Annotated in this window: 16 protein-coding genes; 3 read left to right on the plus strand and 13 right to left on the minus strand. The window is 60.6% G+C overall.

Annotated elements, in window-relative coordinates; genetic code table 11:
* Window positions 1-25: 25 nt before the first annotated feature.
* The 4 genes from KW838_RS17260 to KW838_RS17275 form a co-directional block, all read right to left on the minus strand.
* Window positions 26-601, minus strand: coding sequence for a PIN domain-containing protein (locus KW838_RS17260; protein ID WP_126046731.1), 576 nt, complete (start codon window positions 599-601; stop codon window positions 26-28).
* The gene (locus tag KW838_RS17265; protein ID WP_102702006.1) at window positions 598-1,065 is read right to left on the minus strand and encodes a helix-turn-helix domain-containing protein; all 468 of its coding nucleotides are present in this window, start codon (window positions 1,063-1,065) and stop codon (window positions 598-600) included. Before KW838_RS17265 ends, KW838_RS17260 begins: the two co-directional genes overlap by 4 nt.
* Window positions 1,066-1,147: 82 nt before the next feature.
* Window positions 1,148-2,035, minus strand: coding sequence for a LysR family transcriptional regulator (locus KW838_RS17270; protein WP_218501935.1), 888 nt, complete (start codon window positions 2,033-2,035; stop codon window positions 1,148-1,150).
* A gap of 46 nt (window positions 2,036-2,081) precedes the next feature.
* Complete coding sequence (locus KW838_RS17275) at window positions 2,082-3,287, minus strand: MFS transporter (RefSeq protein ID WP_218501936.1); 1,206 nt, start codon at window positions 3,285-3,287, stop codon at window positions 2,082-2,084.
* 325 nt (window positions 3,288-3,612) lie between these two features.
* On the opposite strand from KW838_RS17275, the gene KW838_RS17280 reads away from it, so the two are divergent.
* A complete protein-coding gene (locus tag KW838_RS17280) occupies window positions 3,613-4,056 on the plus strand; it encodes a hypothetical protein (protein WP_218501937.1) in 444 nt (147 codons plus the stop codon).
* 162 nt (window positions 4,057-4,218) lie between these two features.
* Here the strand turns inward: KW838_RS17280 and KW838_RS17285 are convergent, their stop codons facing one another.
* The 8 genes from KW838_RS17285 to gcl form a co-directional block, all read right to left on the minus strand.
* The gene (locus KW838_RS17285) at window positions 4,219-5,217 is read right to left on the minus strand and encodes a sulfate ABC transporter substrate-binding protein (protein WP_102702002.1); all 999 of its coding nucleotides are present in this window, start codon (window positions 5,215-5,217) and stop codon (window positions 4,219-4,221) included.
* A gap of 183 nt (window positions 5,218-5,400) precedes the next feature.
* Window positions 5,401-6,225, minus strand: a complete 825-nt coding sequence (locus tag KW838_RS17290) for an ion transporter (protein WP_218501939.1) — start codon at window positions 6,223-6,225, stop codon at window positions 5,401-5,403.
* 21 nt (window positions 6,226-6,246) lie between these two features.
* Window positions 6,247-7,161, minus strand: a complete 915-nt coding sequence (locus tag KW838_RS17295; protein WP_218501941.1) for an urea transporter — start codon at window positions 7,159-7,161, stop codon at window positions 6,247-6,249.
* 145 nt (window positions 7,162-7,306) lie between these two features.
* The gene (gene pyk, locus KW838_RS17300) at window positions 7,307-8,722 is read right to left on the minus strand and encodes a pyruvate kinase (RefSeq protein WP_218501943.1); all 1,416 of its coding nucleotides are present in this window, start codon (window positions 8,720-8,722) and stop codon (window positions 7,307-7,309) included.
* Entirely contained in the window at window positions 8,712-9,992 is a 1,281-nt protein-coding gene (locus KW838_RS17305; RefSeq protein ID WP_218501946.1) for a glycerate kinase, read from the minus strand. Before KW838_RS17305 ends, pyk begins: the two co-directional genes overlap by 11 nt.
* Window positions 9,993-10,197: 205 nt before the next feature.
* The gene (locus KW838_RS17310) at window positions 10,198-11,091 is read right to left on the minus strand and encodes a 2-hydroxy-3-oxopropionate reductase (protein WP_095963879.1); all 894 of its coding nucleotides are present in this window, start codon (window positions 11,089-11,091) and stop codon (window positions 10,198-10,200) included.
* Window positions 11,092-11,248: 157 nt separating this feature from the next.
* Window positions 11,249-12,031 (minus strand): hydroxypyruvate isomerase, encoded by a 783-nt coding sequence (hyi, locus tag KW838_RS17315; protein ID WP_007971414.1) that lies wholly within the window; start codon window positions 12,029-12,031, stop codon window positions 11,249-11,251.
* 137 nt (window positions 12,032-12,168) lie between these two features.
* On the minus strand, window positions 12,169-13,944 hold the full coding sequence (gcl, locus tag KW838_RS17320; RefSeq protein WP_008020595.1) for a glyoxylate carboligase: 1,776 nt from the start codon (window positions 13,942-13,944) through the stop codon (window positions 12,169-12,171).
* A 268-nt stretch (window positions 13,945-14,212) separates the two neighbouring features.
* Between gcl and KW838_RS17325 the strand changes: the two genes are divergently transcribed.
* Together KW838_RS17325 and KW838_RS17330 are read left to right on the plus strand one after the other, a co-directional pair.
* On the plus strand, window positions 14,213-14,653 hold the full coding sequence (locus tag KW838_RS17325) for a heme-binding protein (protein WP_218501949.1): 441 nt from the start codon (window positions 14,213-14,215) through the stop codon (window positions 14,651-14,653).
* Between the two features lie 212 nt (window positions 14,654-14,865).
* Window positions 14,866-15,324 carry a transposase gene (locus KW838_RS17330; protein WP_102701997.1) on the plus strand — a complete coding sequence of 153 codons (459 nt, stop codon included), beginning with the start codon at window positions 14,866-14,868 and terminating at the stop codon, window positions 15,322-15,324.
* A gap of 110 nt (window positions 15,325-15,434) precedes the next feature.
* Here the strand turns inward: KW838_RS17330 and KW838_RS17335 are convergent, their stop codons facing one another.
* The gene (locus KW838_RS17335) at window positions 15,435-16,043 is read right to left on the minus strand and encodes a TetR/AcrR family transcriptional regulator (protein ID WP_015096199.1); all 609 of its coding nucleotides are present in this window, start codon (window positions 16,041-16,043) and stop codon (window positions 15,435-15,437) included.
* Window positions 16,044-16,104 lie beyond the last annotated feature (61 nt).

The raw sequence follows: 16,104 nt of genomic DNA on the forward strand, positions 1-16,104 counted from the left end.
TGCGTGGTTGACATCGTGGTGATTTTCAAAGCATTGCCCGGAAACTGTTCAATGCCTTGACCGACTGAACCAGGCCTTGACGTAACAATAGATCGAGATAAGTGTCAGTGTTCATCGGTGGGGCCTTCAGTTGCTTGCGCTGTCGTTGTGCCGCGGCGACCACTGCTGCCGGATCCAGGTCGAAAAGGTCATTGACGAACTCGTCGGGGTGCTGGGCCTCGATGCCATAAGGTTGCAACGCGGTGCGGGGGAAGTCTTTCTGGTTGAAGGTGACAATGACGCTGGCGTTGCAACGAATGGCAGCCGCCAGGACATGTCGGTCATCCGCGTCGGGCAGCGTCAGTCCTTGTATCAAAGCTTCGTACCCCGACACGCAGGCGTCGGGAATCGCCAGATCCATTAGCTCGCAGGTGCGATTCAATTGCGTGGCGTTGAGATCCGGGCGGTTTTTCAGCAGATTGCGTTTCCATTCATCGTGTATTGCCACGGACCATTTCGCCCTGAAAAGCCCGGAGAGCGCGAGCCACATCAGAAAGTCTCTCAAGGGCGCGGGGTAAAGCACGCAAGCGTCATATACAGCGGTAAATGAAGAGTGCCTCACTCGTATCCTGTCCTTAACGCCTGTGCCTGCTCGGCGAGAAGCAGCATTGCCTGCTCGCTGGCGGTGTCGCGCCGGTTTTTATAGTCCATCAAGTCGGCAAAGCGCACACGTCGGTGCTTGCCGGTTTTGTGGTAGGACAGTTCGCCGGATTCGAGCAGTTTGATCAGGTGTGGACGTGAGACATTGAGCAGGTCTGCCGCTTCTTGCGTAGTCAGTTCAGCGTGAACCGGGACTACTTTCACAGCGTTACCGGCTGCGAGTTCCGCCAGAATATCGACTAGCAAACGGAGAGCCGAGGTGGGCAGTTCGATGTTATGCGCTTCGTTCTGCTCATCGAATATCTGGATGTGCTGAGTTTCGAACCGTGTGGCGAGATAGGCAGCCAGGGTGCGTTGCCCCTCGATCGCGGCCTGTATTTCGTGTTTCGCGGGCAAATTGATTGGCGGATGAATGACGGTCGACATGACGGCTTCCAATTTCAGAATAATCGATCTCAGCAGGCTATTCGAATTAATCGAAAATCGCAATAAACGAAACGCCTGGCTTTCAAACCTCGTTCTTCAACAACTCCTGCACATACTCCACAAACGCCCGAGCCTTGGCGCTGGCCATCCTGCCTGTAGGGAACACCGCCCACAGGTCCTGGTTCGGCAATGCCCAGTCCTTCATCACTTCCCGGACCGAACCGTCGGCCAGTTCTGGCGCAAACATCCATTGCGAAGCCATGGTCAGTCCTTGATGGGCCAGCACGGCTTCACGCAGGCCTTCGGCGGCGTTGACACGGATCCGGCCGCTGACGATCACCGATTGCTTCTCGCCGGCCTTGTTGAATTGCCAATTGGCGCCGTCACCGAGGGTGTAGACGATTGCCTGATGCTTGCACAGGTCGGCGGGGCAGGTGGGGTCGCCGTGTTTTTCGAAGTACGCCGGTGTACCCAGTACCATGCGCCGGCATTCGGCGATCCTGCGCGCGGTCAGGCCCGAGTCGCTCAACGCGCCCATGCGCAGGGCGATATCGACGCCTTCTTCCACCAGATTGACATTGCGATCGTCGAGCATCAGGTCGATGTTCAGCTTCGGGTGTTGCTCCAGGAAGGGGCCCAGGTGCGGAACGATGTGCAGCCGGCCGAAGGTGACCGCCGCGCAGATACGCAGGTTGCCACTCAGCCCGCTGGCACAACCCCGTGCGGCGTTGTCGGCCTCGTCGGCTTCTTCGATGGCACGCTTGGCCCGCTCGAAAAAGGCCAGCCCGGCTTCGGTGGGCGTCAGGCTGCGAGTCGAGCGCAGCAACAACCGCACCGCCAGACGCGATTCGAGTTGCGCGATGGTTTTCGACACGGCCGGCTGGCCGATGTTCAGGCGTCGTGCCGCGGCGGAAAACGAGCCGGTTTCCACCACGTAGACGAAGGTTTCCATTGCGCCGAGGCGGTCCATTGAGGGTCCTTGTGCAAAATCTTGAGGATGTCGCAAGTCAATGGTTTCAAGCCGTCGCCAACGATGCCTTCGGCGAAACACTCAAGAACCGCAACAACGCCAGCAGCGGAAATGCGCTGCCGACGATCACGATCCACAGCCAGCCGCCCTGTTCGTACACTGCGCTGGCTACCGAAGAACCGAAGGCGCCGCCGATGAAGATGCTGGTCATGTAGAGCGCATTCAGGCGGCTGCGGCTTTTGCCGTCGAGTGCGTAGACCGCACGCTGGCCGAGGACCATGTTCATCTGCACGCAGAAGTCCAGCACTACGCCGGTCACGGCCAGGCCGATGACACTGTAGGCCGGATGAATGAACGCCGGCATAAAACTCAGGCTGGCGAACAGCAGGGCCAGCAACGACGCGATGCGGGTGTGGCCGGCATCGGCCAGGCGTCCGGCGATCGGGGCGGCGATGGCGCCGATAGCCCCGACCAGGGCGAAAATCGCGATTTCGCTTTGCGACAAACCGTGATTGCGCGCCAGCTCCAGCGGCACGGCGGTCCAGAACAGGCTGAACGTGGCAAACATGCAGCCCTGGTAAAACGCCCGCTGACGCAGCACCGGTTGCTTGCGCAACAGCGTCCACAGCGAGCCCAGCAACTGGCCATAGGATGCGCTGTGATCGGGCTCACGCTTGGGAATGGTCACGGCCAGCACGATGCTGATGGCTGCCATCAACACGGCGGCAATCACAAACATCGCGCGCCAGCCGAAGTGGTCGGCCACCACGCTGGACACTGGCCGGGCCAGCAGAATGCCGAGCAGCAAACCGCCCATGATCCCGCCCACCACACGGCCACGGGTTTCCTCCGGCGCCAGGTGTGCGGCCAGTGGAATCAGGATCTGCACCGAAACCGAGCTGAACCCCACCAACAGCGAAATCAGCAAGAACAGGTTCGGCTGATCGGTGAACGCCGCACCCAGCAGGCTGGCAATCGCCACCAGGGTGGTGATGATCATCAACCGGCGGTTCTCCAGCAGATCCCCCAGCGGCACCAGGAAAAACAGCCCCAGCGCATAGCCGATCTGGGTCAGGGAAACGATGAGGCTGGCCATGGTGTTGGTCAGGCCGATGTCCGGGGCGATCAGGCCGATGATCGGCTGGGCGTAGTAGATGTTGGCGACAATGGCGCCGCAGCAGAAAGCGAACAGCAGCACCATGCTTCGGGTCATTGTCGCGGTGCCGTGGGGCACCTGGGTCGCTGGGTTCATAACGGTCTCGCTGTACGGAAAGGAATGCGCGCAGGCTAACGGGCTGACTGAAACGGCGGAAGCGGGATTGGAGTGATAGCTATCATTCCATTGCGGAATGACTGACGGACGCGTGTGTCGTCCGCCGAATGGCCTTGCGTCAGAAGATCGAAGGTCAATGATACATTCACTTACATCTTGTTCGATAGCGTGCTTATGTTCTCTCTGCACGTCCCGTAGCCGACACATGGCAACCGGCCATCTGAAGAAAAGCCCGCGCAGCCCCGGCAGCTAGAATCTACTGGGGGGATCACTTCAATGTGTCCTTACAAGCGGGAGTATCACGATGAAAATCGTATCTTCGCTGGCGTTAGTGGTAGCGGTCGGTTGGATCTCTGGGTGCTCGACAGTGCCTGACAGTCAGGTCACCAGCGTTCCCCTGAATGCTACATCCGATAATCCCGGGAATATTGCCCGGTTGATCATGATGCCCGGTGACAACGCAACAACGTTCTGGGTTGAGGTCAGCGGCGAGGGCATAGGCAGCACATTGCCGGGTCGGTTGACGGCCTACATCTATCCGGGAAGCTGTGGGAACCTGGGTTCGAAACCAGCCTATGACATGAATGAAGGTCCAAATGCCCGGTTCTATTCGCAAGCGTCGAACCAGCGCTTCTGGAAAAGCGCGCCGGTCGCCGTCGAGACCCTTCGAGCCGGCGGCTACGCCTTGGTGGTACGTCAAAGCCTGGTCGATGGTCACCAGGCTATTTTTTGCGGCAATTTGAGCTAGAAGTGCACCCTTGTAGGAGCTGCTGCAGGCTGCGATCTTTTGATCCTGGTTTTTTAACATCAAGATCAAAAGATCGCAGCCTGCGGCAGCTCCTACAGTCGTTCGGGGTGTTCACAAAAAAGGCGACCTGTGCAGGTCGCCTTGTTCATTGCCGGGCAGAGATCATTTACCGCTGTAGATCTGGTCGAAAATCCCGCCATCGTTGAAGTGTGTCTTCTGCACGGTACGCCAGTCACCGAAGGTCTTCTCGACGGACAGGAAGTCCACTTTCGGGAAACGGTCGGTGTACTTGGCCAGCACGGCCGGGTCACGCGGGCGCAGGTAATTGGCGGCAGCGATCTCCTGGCCTTGCGGCGACCACAGGTACTTCAGGTATTCCTCGGCGGCGGCGCGGGTGCCTTTCTTGTCGACGGTTTTGTCGACCACCGACACCGGTGGCTCGGCTTCGGCGGAAACGCTTGGGTAGATGACTTCGAACTGATCACGGCCGAACTCGCGGGCGATCATTTCCGCTTCGTTCTCGAAGGTCACCAGCACGTCGCCGATCTGGTTGGTCATGAAGGTGGTGGTGGCGGCGCGGCCACCGGTATCGAGAACCGGCGCTTGCTTGAACAGCTTGCCGACGAAGTCCTTGGCCTTGTTCTCGTCACCGCCGTTTTTCAGCACGTAGCCCCAGGCCGAGAGGTAGGTGTAGCGACCGTTCCCCGAAGTCTTCGGGTTCGGCACGATGACTTGCACGCCATCCTTGAGCAGGTCCGGCCAGTCTTTCAGGGCTTTCGGGTTGCCCTTGCGCACGATGAACACGGTGGCCGAGGTGAACGGCGCGCTGTTGTTCGGCAGGCGCGTGACCCAGTTTTCCGGGACCAGTTTGCCGTTGTCCGCCAGGGCATTGATGTCGGTGGCCATGTTCATGGTGATGACATCCGCCGGCAGGCCGTCGATCACCGAGCGTGCCTGTTTGCTGGAGCCGCCGAAGGACATCTGCAGGGTGATGTTTTCGTTGTGCTCGGCTTGCCAGTGTTTCTGGAACGCAGTGTTGTAGTCCTTGTAGAAATCGCGCATCACGTCGTAGGAAACGTTGAGCAGCGTCGGTGCAGCCTGGGCGATGTTGCCCAGGGCCAGGCCAGCGGCGAGAAGCGAGGCGCCAAAGAGTTTTTTCACTGCGAATTCCTTGTTCTATGTTGTAGGCGCTGCCGAAGGCTGCGATCTTTTGATCTTGCTTTTAAACAACGAAAAATCAAAAGATCGCAGCCTGCGGCAGCTCCTCCGGGTTATTTGTTGGTTTCAGAGCACGCGACTATAGCCGGGGTCGTTTAGTCCTTTAAAGATTAAAAAGCTCTTTGCTTATTCCAGTTTTTTGAACAGTACATTGCCGCAACGGGAGCAGAATGCAGCACCGTGTTCGTGGCTGTTTTTCTTGCACACCGGGCAGTCGTGTTGAAGTTGATCGCCGCGCATGGCGTTGGCCAGTTCAGCAGTGAAAATCCCGGTTGGCACGGCGATGATCGAGTAACCGGTGATCATCACCAGCGACGAAATCACCTGGCCCAGCGGCGTCTTCGGCACGATGTCGCCGAAGCCCACGGTGGTCAGGGTCACGATAGCCCAATAGATGCCTTTGGGAATGCTGGTGAAGCCATGTTCCGGGCCTTCGATCACATACATCAGCGTGCCGAACACCGTCACCAGTGTGCAGACGCTGACCAGGAACACCACGATTTTCTGCTTGCTGCCGCGTAGCGCCGACATCAGGTAGTTGGCTTGCTTGAGATAAGGGCTGAGCTTGAGCACGCGGAAGATCCGCAGCATGCGGATGATCCGGATTATCAGCAGATACTGCGCATCGGCGTAATACAGCGCGAGGATGCCGGGCACGATGGCCAGCAGGTCCACCAGTCCGTAAAAACTGAAGGCGTAGCGCAGGGGTTTGGGCGAACAGTACAGGCGCAGGATGTACTCGCCGAGGAAGACCGCCGTGAAGCCCCACTCGATATAGGCGAGTACATCGGCGTAGTTGCGGTGAACGCTGTCGATGCTGTCGAGCATCACGATCACCAGGCTGGCGAGGATGATCAACAGCAGGATGCCGTCGAAGCGCCGACCCGCCTGGGTGTCGGTCTGGAAAATCATGACGTAAAGGTCTTCACGCCAGTGTTTGTTGCTGTCCATGGATAACGCCTGACTCGATGATCAGCGCAGCCTAGGTTGATTCTCCCCGGTAGCGCAAGGCGCGCTTTCGACTGTGGCTTTGCCGAGCACCTGAACAACCGAGCGGATCAGCCAGCAGGCAAGAATGAACGGCGCGGTCAGCGTGGGCAGGCCGATGGCGGCAAACACCGGCGTCAGCAACAGCGCCAGGCCGATGCCGACCAGCGGCAGCCACGGTTGGCGACGTTGCGAGCTGAAGGCGAGGGCGGCGAGTACGGCGTTGTAGCCGCCGAGGCCCAGCAGTGCGGTGTAGAAGTCGTGCTGCAGCAGGCTCCAGCCCATGCCCGCACCAGACGCCAACAACGCCCAGCAGAAGGCGCGGCGATCAGCGATCAGCAAGCCGGCGGCAATCATCGCACCGGCCAGCGGATGACCGAGGAACATCACCTGGCCGATGCCTTTGAAAGGGGCGGCGAGCATGTTCAGGGTGCTGACCTCGATCAAATGCGCCTCTGTCGAGGGCGTGGCGAAGCACAGCAGCAACCAGCTCAGCACCACGAATGGGGTGGTGTAGGCGGGGAGGTATTGGCTGAACCGGACGCGCTTGAGCCACTGCTGGGTGAACATCGCGCTCAGGCCACCGGCGGCCAGAATCAGCGGCGGCATCATCGCCGACCAGGGGAAGTACAGGCTCAGCAACAGACCGAGCAGAACGCCGTTGTAGCTGAACAACCCGGCCTGACGGTCAGCCTTGGCGTAGTTGCGACGTTGCGCGGTGAGCAACCCGGCGACACCGCCGAGCAAGGCGCCGCCGAGCAAGGCGGGCGCAGTGAACAGGATTGCCAGGAGGCACAGCAGGCCACACAACGGATTACGCTGGAGAAAGATCTGGCTGAAGCCGTTGAGCAAGGCTTCGGCCCAGTCGGGGCAGTGGGTGTTGAAATGGTTGGCAGGCATGGCAGTTCTGAAAGTCAGTGAAACCGAGTTGCCTGCATCGCGAGCAAGCTCGCTCCCACACTGAATCTTTGTTCAGTCTTGGTTTTGTAAACGACACAAAACCAATGTGGGAGCGAGCTTGCTCGCGATGAGGCCGGCACAGGCGCTAGATCAATGTCTCGATACGCAAAGAGTTAGTCGATCCCGGCTGCCCAAAGGGCACACCGGCGGTGATCAATAAGGTGTCGCCACGCTGCGCCATGCCTTGGGCCTGGGCTATCTCCAGCGCTGTGGAGCAGACTTCATCGACCTGGCGCAGGCGATCGTTGACCACCGAGTGCACACCCCAGGCCACGCTCAGGCGACGGGCGGTCTGCAGGTTCGGCGTCAGGTTGAGGATCGGCACGGTCGGCCGCTCCCGCGCCGCACGCAGGCTCGACGCGCCGGATTCGCTGTAATTGACCAGCACCGCCACCGGCAGCACGTTGCTGATACGGCGAATGGCGCAGCTGATCGCGTCGGAAACGGTGGCCTCGGCTTTCGGTCGGCTGACGTCGAGTTGAGTCTGGTAGTCCGGACCGTTTTCCACCTGGCGGATGATCTTGCTCATCATCTGCACGGCTTCGAGCGGGTATTCGCCGGACGCGGTTTCCGCCGACAGCATCACCGCATCCGCACCTTCGGCCACGGCGTTGGCCACGTCTGTGACTTCAGCGCGGGTAGGCGCTGGCGAGAAGCGCATCGACTCCAGCATCTGCGTGGCCACCACCACCGGTTTGCCGAGCTGGCGGCAGGTGCTGATGATGTTCTTCTGGATCTGCGGCACGCTTTCGGCCGGCACTTCCACGCCCAGGTCACCCCGGGCGACCATGATCGCATCGCTCAATTCGGCGATCTCGCGCAGTTGTTCGACAGCCGAGGGCTTTTCGATCTTGGCCATCAGGAAGGCCTTGTCGCCGATCAGGCTGCGGGCTTCGCGGATGTCGTCGGGACGTTGCACGAACGACAGCGCGACCCAGTCCACGCCCAGCTCCAGACCGAAGGTCAAGTCGCGGCGATCCTTGGCGGTCAGCGGGCTCAGGTCGAGCACCGCTTGCGGCACGTTCACGCCTTTGCGGTCCGACAGTTCGCCGCCATTGAGCACGGTGGTGTCGATGGCGTCGGCGTATTTGGTCACGACCCGCAGGCGCAACTTGCCGTCGTCCAGCAGCAGGTCCATGCCCGGCTCCAGCGCGGCGATGATTTCCGGGTGGGGCAGGTTGACCCGGCGCTCATCGCCCGGCGTGGCGTCGAGGTCCAGGCGCAAGGCCTGGCCGCGTACCAGTTGCACCTTGCCTTCGGCGAACTTGCCGACCCGCAGTTTCGGGCCTTGCAGGTCCATCAGGATGCCCAATGGATAATTCAGTTGGCGCTCGACTTCACGAATCCACTGGAAACGCTGAGCGTGGTCGGCGTGATTGCCATGGCTGAAGTTCAGGCGGAAGATGTTGACCCCGGCCAGCACCAGCTCACGGATGTCGTCGATGCCGTCGATGGCCGGACCGAGCGTGGCGAGGATTTTGACCTTTTTGTCAGGCGTCATGTTTAGTGCTCTCAAGGATCAGAATGGCGCGGAAGTCGTTGACGTTGGTTCGCGTCGGCTCGGTGACGATCAGGGCGTCGAGCGCCTCGAAATAGCCGTAGCCATTGTTGTTGTCCAACTCGTCGCTGGCGCTCAGGCCCTTTGCGGCGGCGCGGGTGTAGCTGTCCGGGGTCATGATTGCGCCGGCGTTGTCTTCCGAGCCGTCGATGCCGTCGGTGTCACCGGCCAGTGCGTAGACGCCGGGCAGGCCTTTGAGGCTGTCGGTCAGGCTCAGCAGGAACTCGGCGTTGCGCCCGCCACGGCCATTGCCGCGCACGGTGACGGTGGTTTCGCCGCCCGAGAGAATCACGCAGGGCGCCGCCAGCGGCTGACCGTGCAGGACGATCTGTCGCGCGATGCCGGCGTGGACCTTCGCCACCTCGCGGGATTCGCCTTCGAGGTCGCCGAGGATCAGCGGGCTGAACCCGGCCTGACGGCATTTCACCGCCGCCGCTTCAAGGGATTGCTGCGGACGGGCGATCAATTGGAAGTGACTGCGTGCCAGGCTCGGGTCGCCGGGTTTGACGGTTTCCGATTCGGGGCTTTGCAGCCAGGTGCGCACCGAAGCCGGAACCTCGATGCCATAACGCTTGAGGATCGCCAGGGCTTCGGCCGAGGTGCTCGGGTCGGCCACGGTAGGGCCGGAGGCGATGACCGTGGCGAGGTCGCCCGGTACATCGGAAATCGCATAGGTGTAGACAGTGGCCGGCCAGCAGGCCTTCCCGAGGCGGCCGCCCTTGATCGCCGAGAGGTGCTTGCGCACACAGTTCATCTCGCCGATGGTCGCGCCGGACTTGAGCAGGGCTTTGTTGATCGACTGCTTGTCGGCCAGGGTGATGCCTTCGGCCGGCAGTGCCAGCAGGGCAGAGCCACCGCCGGAAAGCAGGAAGATCACGCGGTCGGATTCGTTGAGGTCGTTGACCAGTTCCAGCACGCGCTTGGCCACGGCCAGGCCGGCAGCGTCCGGTACCGGGTGCGCGGCTTCGACCACTTCGATTTTTTCGCAAGGCGCGCCGTGACCGTAACGGGTCACCACCAGGCCTGACACTTCACCCTGCCAGCAACGCTCGACCACCTGGGCCATGGCGGCTGCGGCTTTGCCGGCGCCGATGACGATCACGCGACCGCTGCGGTCGGCAGGCAGATGGGCTTCGAGGACTTGTTGCGGATGCGCCGCGTCGATGGCTGTGGCAAACAGCTCGCGCAGCAATTGTTGCGGATCGACCGACATGGCGGGCTCCCGGAATTCTTGTTATTTGAATGGGCAACTCGGTCCAGTGTGGGAGCGGGCCCTGTGGCGAGGGGGCTTGCCCCCGTTTGAGTGCGTAGCACTCACAAGATCTTCGGTGTATCAGAGATTTTGGGGCTGCTACGCAGCCCAACGGGGGCAAGCCCCCTCGCCACAGGCCCGCTCCCACATGGGGATGGGGCAGGACTTACTTCTTGTCGCGAATCGAGAAGTTCGCCATGTGTTCCAGACCCTTGATCAGCGCCGAGTGATCCCAGTTGCTGCCACCGATGGCCGCGCAGGTGCTGAACACTTGCTGGGTGTTGGCGGTGTTCGGCAGGTTGATGTTCAGCTCCTTGGCGCCTTGCAGGGCCAGGTTCAGGTCCTTCTGGTGCAGGCTGATGCGGAAGCCAGGATCGAAGGTGCCCTTGATCATGCGCTCGCCGTGCACTTCGAGGATCTTCGAGGAAGCGAAACCGCCCATCAGCGCTTCACGCACCTTGGCTGGGTCGGCGCCGTTTTTCGAAGCGAACAGCAGGGCTTCGGCCACCGCCTGGATGTTCAGGGCCACGATGATCTGGTTGGCCACCTTGGCGGTTTGACCGTCGCCGTTGCCACCGACCAGAGTGATGTTCTTGCCCATGGCCTGGAACAGCGGCAGGGCGCGTTCGAAGGCGTCGGCATCGCCGCCGACCATGATGCTCAGGGTCGCCGCCTTGGCGCCGACTTCACCACCGGAGACCGGGGCGTCGAGGTATTGCGCGCCTTTTTCGTTGATCTTCGCGGCGAAAGCCTTGGTGGCGGTCGGCGAGATCGAGCTCATGTCGATCACCACTTTGCCTTTGCCCACGCCAGCAGCGATACCGTCGGCACGGAACAGCACGTCGTCGACCTGCGGGGTATCCGGCACCATGACGATGATGAACTCGGCTTCCTGGGCGACTTCTTTCGGGTTCGCCAGAGCAACGGCGCCAGCGGCGACCAGGTCGGCAGGGGCGGCGTCGTGGTGCGCCGACAGGAACAGGCTGTGACCGGCTTTCTGCAGGTTCAACGCCATTGGGTGGCCCATGATGCCGGTGCCGATAAATCCGATTTTAGCCATGAGAAAATCCTCTTGTTTTTGTTGCTGCTTCAAGCAAATAGGGGAGTGCTGCTTTTATGTGGGAGCGAGCTTGCTCGCGATGGGGCCATAACATTCAGCATTGAAGTTGACTGTCCCACCGCTATCGCGAGCAAGCTCGCTCCCACAGGGATTTGTGTTAGATCGCGTTATGGGTTTTGAGCCAGCCCAGGCCCGCTTCCGTGGTGGTCAGCGGCTTGTATTCGCAACCGACCCAGCCCTGATACCCGATACGGTCCAGGTGTTCGAACAGGAAGCGGTAGTTGATTTCACCGGTGCCTGGTTCGTTGCGCCCCGGGTTGTCCGCGAGCTGCACGTGGTTGATCTCGCCCAAGTGCGATTGCAGGGTGCGGGCCAGGTCGCCTTCCATGATTTGCATGTGGTAGATGTCGTATTGCAGGAACAGGTTGGCGCTGCCGACCTGCTCGCGAATCGACAGGGCTTGCGCCGTGTTGTTCAGGTAGAAGCCTGGAATGTCACGGGTGTTGATCGCTTCCATCACCAGCTTGATGCCCGCCGCTTGCAGCTTGTCGGCCGCGTACTTGAGGTTGGCGACGAAGGTTTTCTCCACGGTGGCATCGTCAAAGCCCTGCGGCCGGATACCGGCCAGGCAGTTGACCTGGGTGTTGCCCAGCACTTGCGCATAAGCGATGGCCAGGTCGACACCGGCACGGAACTCTTCAACCCGGTCCGGCAGGCACGCGATACCGCGCTCGCCCTTGGCCCAGTCACCGGCCGGCAGGTTGAACAGCACTTGGGTCAGACCGTTGGCGTCGAGCTTGGCCTTGATTTCGGCGGAGCTGAAGTCGTACGGGAACAGGTATTCAACACCACTGAAGCCGGCTTTGGCGGCCGCTTCGAAGCGGGCAAGAAAGTCCTGTTCGGTGAACAGCATGGACAGGTTGGCTGCGAAACGCGGCATGGTGGTCTCCCGTATATGTATGAGGTCCCTTGTGGGAGTGGGCTTGCTCGCGAAGGCGGAGTGTCAGTCGACATCAACTGTGAATGTCAGACCGCTTTCGCGAGCAAGCCCGCTCCCACAGGGGGAGCGGTCAGCAGTTAGTCCAGCAGCGAAATCGCAGTCGGTGCGTCGTCGCCGACCAGCGCCAGGTCTTCGAATTCGTTGACGGCGTTGATCTCTGTACCCATGGAAATGTTGGTCACGCGCTCCAGGATGATCTCGACGATCACCGGAACCTTGAACTCCTCGATCAGTTCCTGGGCCTTGCGCAGGGCAGGCTGGATCTGAGCCGGTTCAAACACACGCAGTGCCTTGCAGCCCAGGCCTTCGGCCACCGCGACGTGGTCGACACCGTAGCCGTTGAGTTCCGGCGCGTTCAGGTTGTCGAAGGACAGCTGAACGCAGTAGTCCATGTCGAAACCGCGCTGTGCCTGGCGGATCAGGCCCAGGTACGAGTTGTTCACCACGACATGGATGTACGGCAGCTTGAACTGCGCGCCCACCGCCAATTCCTCGATCATGAACTGGAAGTCATAGTCACCCGACAGGGCCACGACTTTACGGTTCGGATCAGCCTTGACCACGCCCAGCGCTGCCGGAATGGTCCAGCCCAGAGGGCCTGCCTGACCGCAGTTGATCCAGTGACGCGGCTTGTAGACGTGCAGGAACTGCGCGCCGGCAATCTGCGACAGACCGATGGTGCTGACGTAGCAGGTGTCCTTGCCGAACACCTGGTTCATTTCTTCGTAAACGCGTTGCGGCTTGACCGGCACGTTGTCGAAGTGAGTCTTGCGCTGCAGGCTGGCTTTACGCTGCTGGCAGTCTTGCAGCCAGGCGCTGCGGTTCTTCAGCTTGCCGGCGGCTTGCCATTCGCGAGCGACTTCGATGAACACGGTCAGTGCGGCAGCGGCGTCGGACACGATGCCCAGGTCCGGGGTGAACACGCGGCCGATCTGAGTGCCTTCGATATCGACGTGGATGAACTTGCGGCCTTCAGTGTAGACGTCGACCGAACCGGTGTGACGGTTGGCCCAACGGTTACCGATGCCCAGCACCACGTCCGACTTGAGCATGGTCGCGTTGCCGTAGCGGTGCGAGGTCTGCAAGCCCACCATGCCCACCATCAGCGGGTGATCGTCCGGGATGGTGCCCCAGCCCATCAAGGTCGGGATCACTGGAATGCCAGTCAGCTCGGCGAACTCCACCAGCAGGTCGCTGGCATCGGCGTTGATGATGCCGCCACCGGCCACCAGCAATGGACGTTCGGCCTGATCCAGCAAGGCCAAGGCCTTCTCGACTTGAACGCGGCTGGCGGTCGGCTTGGCCAGCGGCAGTGGCTGGTAAGCGTCGATGTCGAATTCGATTTCCGCCATTTGAACGTCGAACGGCAGGTCGATCAGCACCGGGCCTGGACGGCCGGAGCGCATTTCATAGAAGGCTTTCTGGAACGCGTAAGGCACCTGGCCCGGTTCCAGAACGGTGGTTGCCCACTTGGTGACTGGCTTGACGATGCTGGTGATGTCGACAGCCTGGAAGTCTTCCTTGTGCATACGGGCGCGGGGTGCCTGCCCTGTGATGCAGAGGATTGGAATCGAGTCGGCCGAGGCGCTGTAGAGCCCGGTGACCATGTCGGTGCCGGCAGGGCCGGAAGTACCGATGCACACGCCGATGTTGCCGGCCTTGGTGCGGGTGTAGCCCTCGGCCATGTGCGAGGCGCCTTCAACGTGGCGAGCGAGTACGTGATCGATGCCGCCGACCTTTTGCAGGGCGGAGTACAGCGGGTTGATGGCGGCACCCGGGATGCCAAAAGCGGTATCGACCCCTTCACGGCGCATCACCAGAACGGCGGCTTCGATTGCTCTCATTTTGCTCATGGTTTTGTGCCTCTTTACGTTTTGTAATTGTATACAAGTGGCTTTGCGCAGAGTGTATTCACGGTGGACGGCGCAGGTCAATCCATTTTCTCAAGCGCTTGTTTCATTCGTCGGAAGCCCTTTCTACTGTGGCTTTTCGTCGCATGTGGCGCCTTTCGAGAATTATTGTATACAAAAAAATAATTCATTGTGTTCTATTTGTTGCATCGGGCTGCGGCACAAAACCGCAGCCCCACGACTTTCCCTATAACAAAATGAGGACGGCACCATGAGCGCTTTAACCTTGAAAGTCGCAGTCAACCTGGTCAACGAGGCTATTACCGCCGGGCGTGCAATCGCCGCGGCGCCCTTGACCATCGCGGTACTGGATGCCGGCGGGCATCTGATCACCCTGCAACGCGAAGACGGCGCCAGCCTGCTGCGCCCGCACGTCGCCATCGGTAAAGCCTGGGGCGCCATTGCGCTGGGCAAGGGGTCACGCCTGCTGGCGCTGGACGCCCAGCAACGCCCGGCGTTTATCGCCGCGTTGAACAGCCTGGGGCAGGGCAGCGTCGTGCCGGCACCGGGTGGTGTGCTGGTGCGGGATCAGGAGGGGAACGTGCTGGGGGCGGTGGGGATCAGCGGCGATCTGTCGGATGTCGACGAGCAGTGCGCGATCACTGCCATCGAGGCGTTGGGGTTGGTGGCGGATGCGGGGGTGGCGGCTTGATCTGTAGCGCCTGATCAATCGCCTTCGCGAGCAGGCTCGCTCCCACAAGGGGCGGTGGCGGACACAAAATGTCTGATCACCGCAATATCACTGTGGGAGCGAGCCTGCTCGCGAAGGCATTCTTTCAGTCACATTCAGCTAAAAGTCTGCATTACCCTCGAGCAATTGCGGGGCTAGCCTTTTCATGACTTCATCATGAGAGTGGAAAGGGAATGCCCAAGTTGTCTGCCTCACATCGCCTGCGTATCGGCCGTTACGCAGAACAAAACCGTATCTACCTATTGACTGCCAATACCTTCGAACGCCGACCTGTCTTCAAGAATTTCACCTTGGGCAGATTGGTCGTTGACCAATTTCGCAATGCTCAGGCGCAAGGTTGTGCCAAGTCATTGGCTTGGGTCGTCATGCCTGACCATTTTCATTGGTTGGTTGAGTTGCAGCGGGGTTCGCTCAGTGGATTGATGCAAAGGACCAAGTCGCTAAGCACCAAGGCAGTCAATCGGTCCGTCGGCCGGAAGATCTGCCTTTGGCAACAGGGTTATCACGACCGAGCACTGAGGCAAGATGAGGATTTGGTGAAGATGGCGCGGTATGTTGTGGCCAACCCGTTGCGGGCAGGGCTGGTCGAGAAGCTGGGCGACTATCCACTGTGGGATGCTGTTTGGGTTTGAGCTGAAACCGTGGTGCCGCTATTCGCGAGCAGGCTCGCTCCCACAGCGGATCTCCAGTGCTCACAAAACCCTTGTGGGAGCGAGCCTGCTCGCGAAGGCCGCGCTACGGTCTACCGCTCCGGCTCACACCCCTTGAGCACCAACCGGATAATCGTCTGCGCCGCCGCTTCGTAATCTTCTTCATCCAGCCTGGCCTTGCCGGTGATGGCGGTGATCTGCCAGTCGAAGTCGGCGTAGGTCTGGGTGGCGGCCCAGATGCTGAACATCAGGTGGTTGGGGTCGATGGGGGCGATTTGTCCGCGGTCGATCCAGGTCTGGATGCACTCGATGTTGTGTTTGGCCTGGCCATTGAGCTGTTCGACCAGATCGCTGCTCAGGTGGGGCGCGCCGTGCATGATTTCGCTGGCGAACACCTTGGAGGCGAAAGGCAGGTCGCGGGAGATGCGGATTTTCGAGCGAATGTAGCCGCTGAGCACTTCACCGGGTTCGCCGTCCGGATTGAACGGTGTCGAAGCCTGCAGGATCGGTTCGATGATGCTTTCCAGGACCTCGCGGTAGAGGTTTTCCTTGGATTTGAAGTAGTAGTAGACGTTGGGCTTGGGCAATCCCGCCTTGGCTGCGATGTCGCTGGTTTTGGTCGCAGCGAAGCCTTTGTCGGCGAACTCCTCACTGGCGGCACGCAGGATCAATTGTTTGTTGCGCTCGCGGATAGTGCTCATAAACCCGGTGATTCCTTGCCTGTTCTGGCGGTTGCGCATGGTATCACCGGCCTCGCGCGGC

The organism is Pseudomonas sp. PDM27 (genome assembly GCF_019219205.1).
Taxonomy (GTDB): domain Bacteria; phylum Pseudomonadota; class Gammaproteobacteria; order Pseudomonadales; family Pseudomonadaceae; genus Aquipseudomonas; species Aquipseudomonas laurylsulfatiphila.

What these genes read in the sequence shown, in the direction of transcription:
- KW838_RS17290 (WP_218501939.1), bottom strand. Translation starts at nt 6,225, where the DNA reads ATGGACAGCAACAAACACTGGCGTGAAGACCTTTACGTCATGATTTTC.
- KW838_RS17275 (WP_218501936.1), bottom strand. Translation starts at nt 3,287, where the DNA reads ATGAACCCAGCGACCCAGGTGCCCCACGGCACCGCGACAATGACCCGA.
- gcl (WP_008020595.1), bottom strand. Translation starts at nt 13,944, where the DNA reads ATGAGCAAAATGAGAGCAATCGAAGCCGCCGTTCTGGTGATGCGCCGT.
- KW838_RS17305 (WP_218501946.1), bottom strand. Translation starts at nt 9,992, where the DNA reads ATGTCGGTCGATCCGCAACAATTGCTGCGCGAGCTGTTTGCCACAGCC.
- KW838_RS17325 (WP_218501949.1), top strand. Translation starts at nt 14,213, where the DNA reads ATGAGCGCTTTAACCTTGAAAGTCGCAGTCAACCTGGTCAACGAGGCT.
- KW838_RS17310 (WP_095963879.1), bottom strand. Translation starts at nt 11,091, where the DNA reads ATGGCTAAAATCGGATTTATCGGCACCGGCATCATGGGCCACCCAATG.
- KW838_RS17295 (WP_218501941.1), bottom strand. Translation starts at nt 7,161, where the DNA reads ATGCCTGCCAACCATTTCAACACCCACTGCCCCGACTGGGCCGAAGCC.
- KW838_RS17330 (WP_102701997.1), top strand. Translation starts at nt 14,866, where the DNA reads ATGCCCAAGTTGTCTGCCTCACATCGCCTGCGTATCGGCCGTTACGCA.
- KW838_RS17265 (WP_102702006.1), bottom strand. Translation starts at nt 1,065, where the DNA reads ATGTCGACCGTCATTCATCCGCCAATCAATTTGCCCGCGAAACACGAA.
- KW838_RS17335 (WP_015096199.1), bottom strand. Translation starts at nt 16,043, where the DNA reads ATGAGCACTATCCGCGAGCGCAACAAACAATTGATCCTGCGTGCCGCC.
- KW838_RS17280 (WP_218501937.1), top strand. Translation starts at nt 3,613, where the DNA reads ATGAAAATCGTATCTTCGCTGGCGTTAGTGGTAGCGGTCGGTTGGATC.
- KW838_RS17270 (WP_218501935.1), bottom strand. Translation starts at nt 2,035, where the DNA reads ATGGACCGCCTCGGCGCAATGGAAACCTTCGTCTACGTGGTGGAAACC.
- pyk (WP_218501943.1), bottom strand. Translation starts at nt 8,722, where the DNA reads ATGACGCCTGACAAAAAGGTCAAAATCCTCGCCACGCTCGGTCCGGCC.
- hyi (WP_007971414.1), bottom strand. Translation starts at nt 12,031, where the DNA reads ATGCCGCGTTTCGCAGCCAACCTGTCCATGCTGTTCACCGAACAGGAC.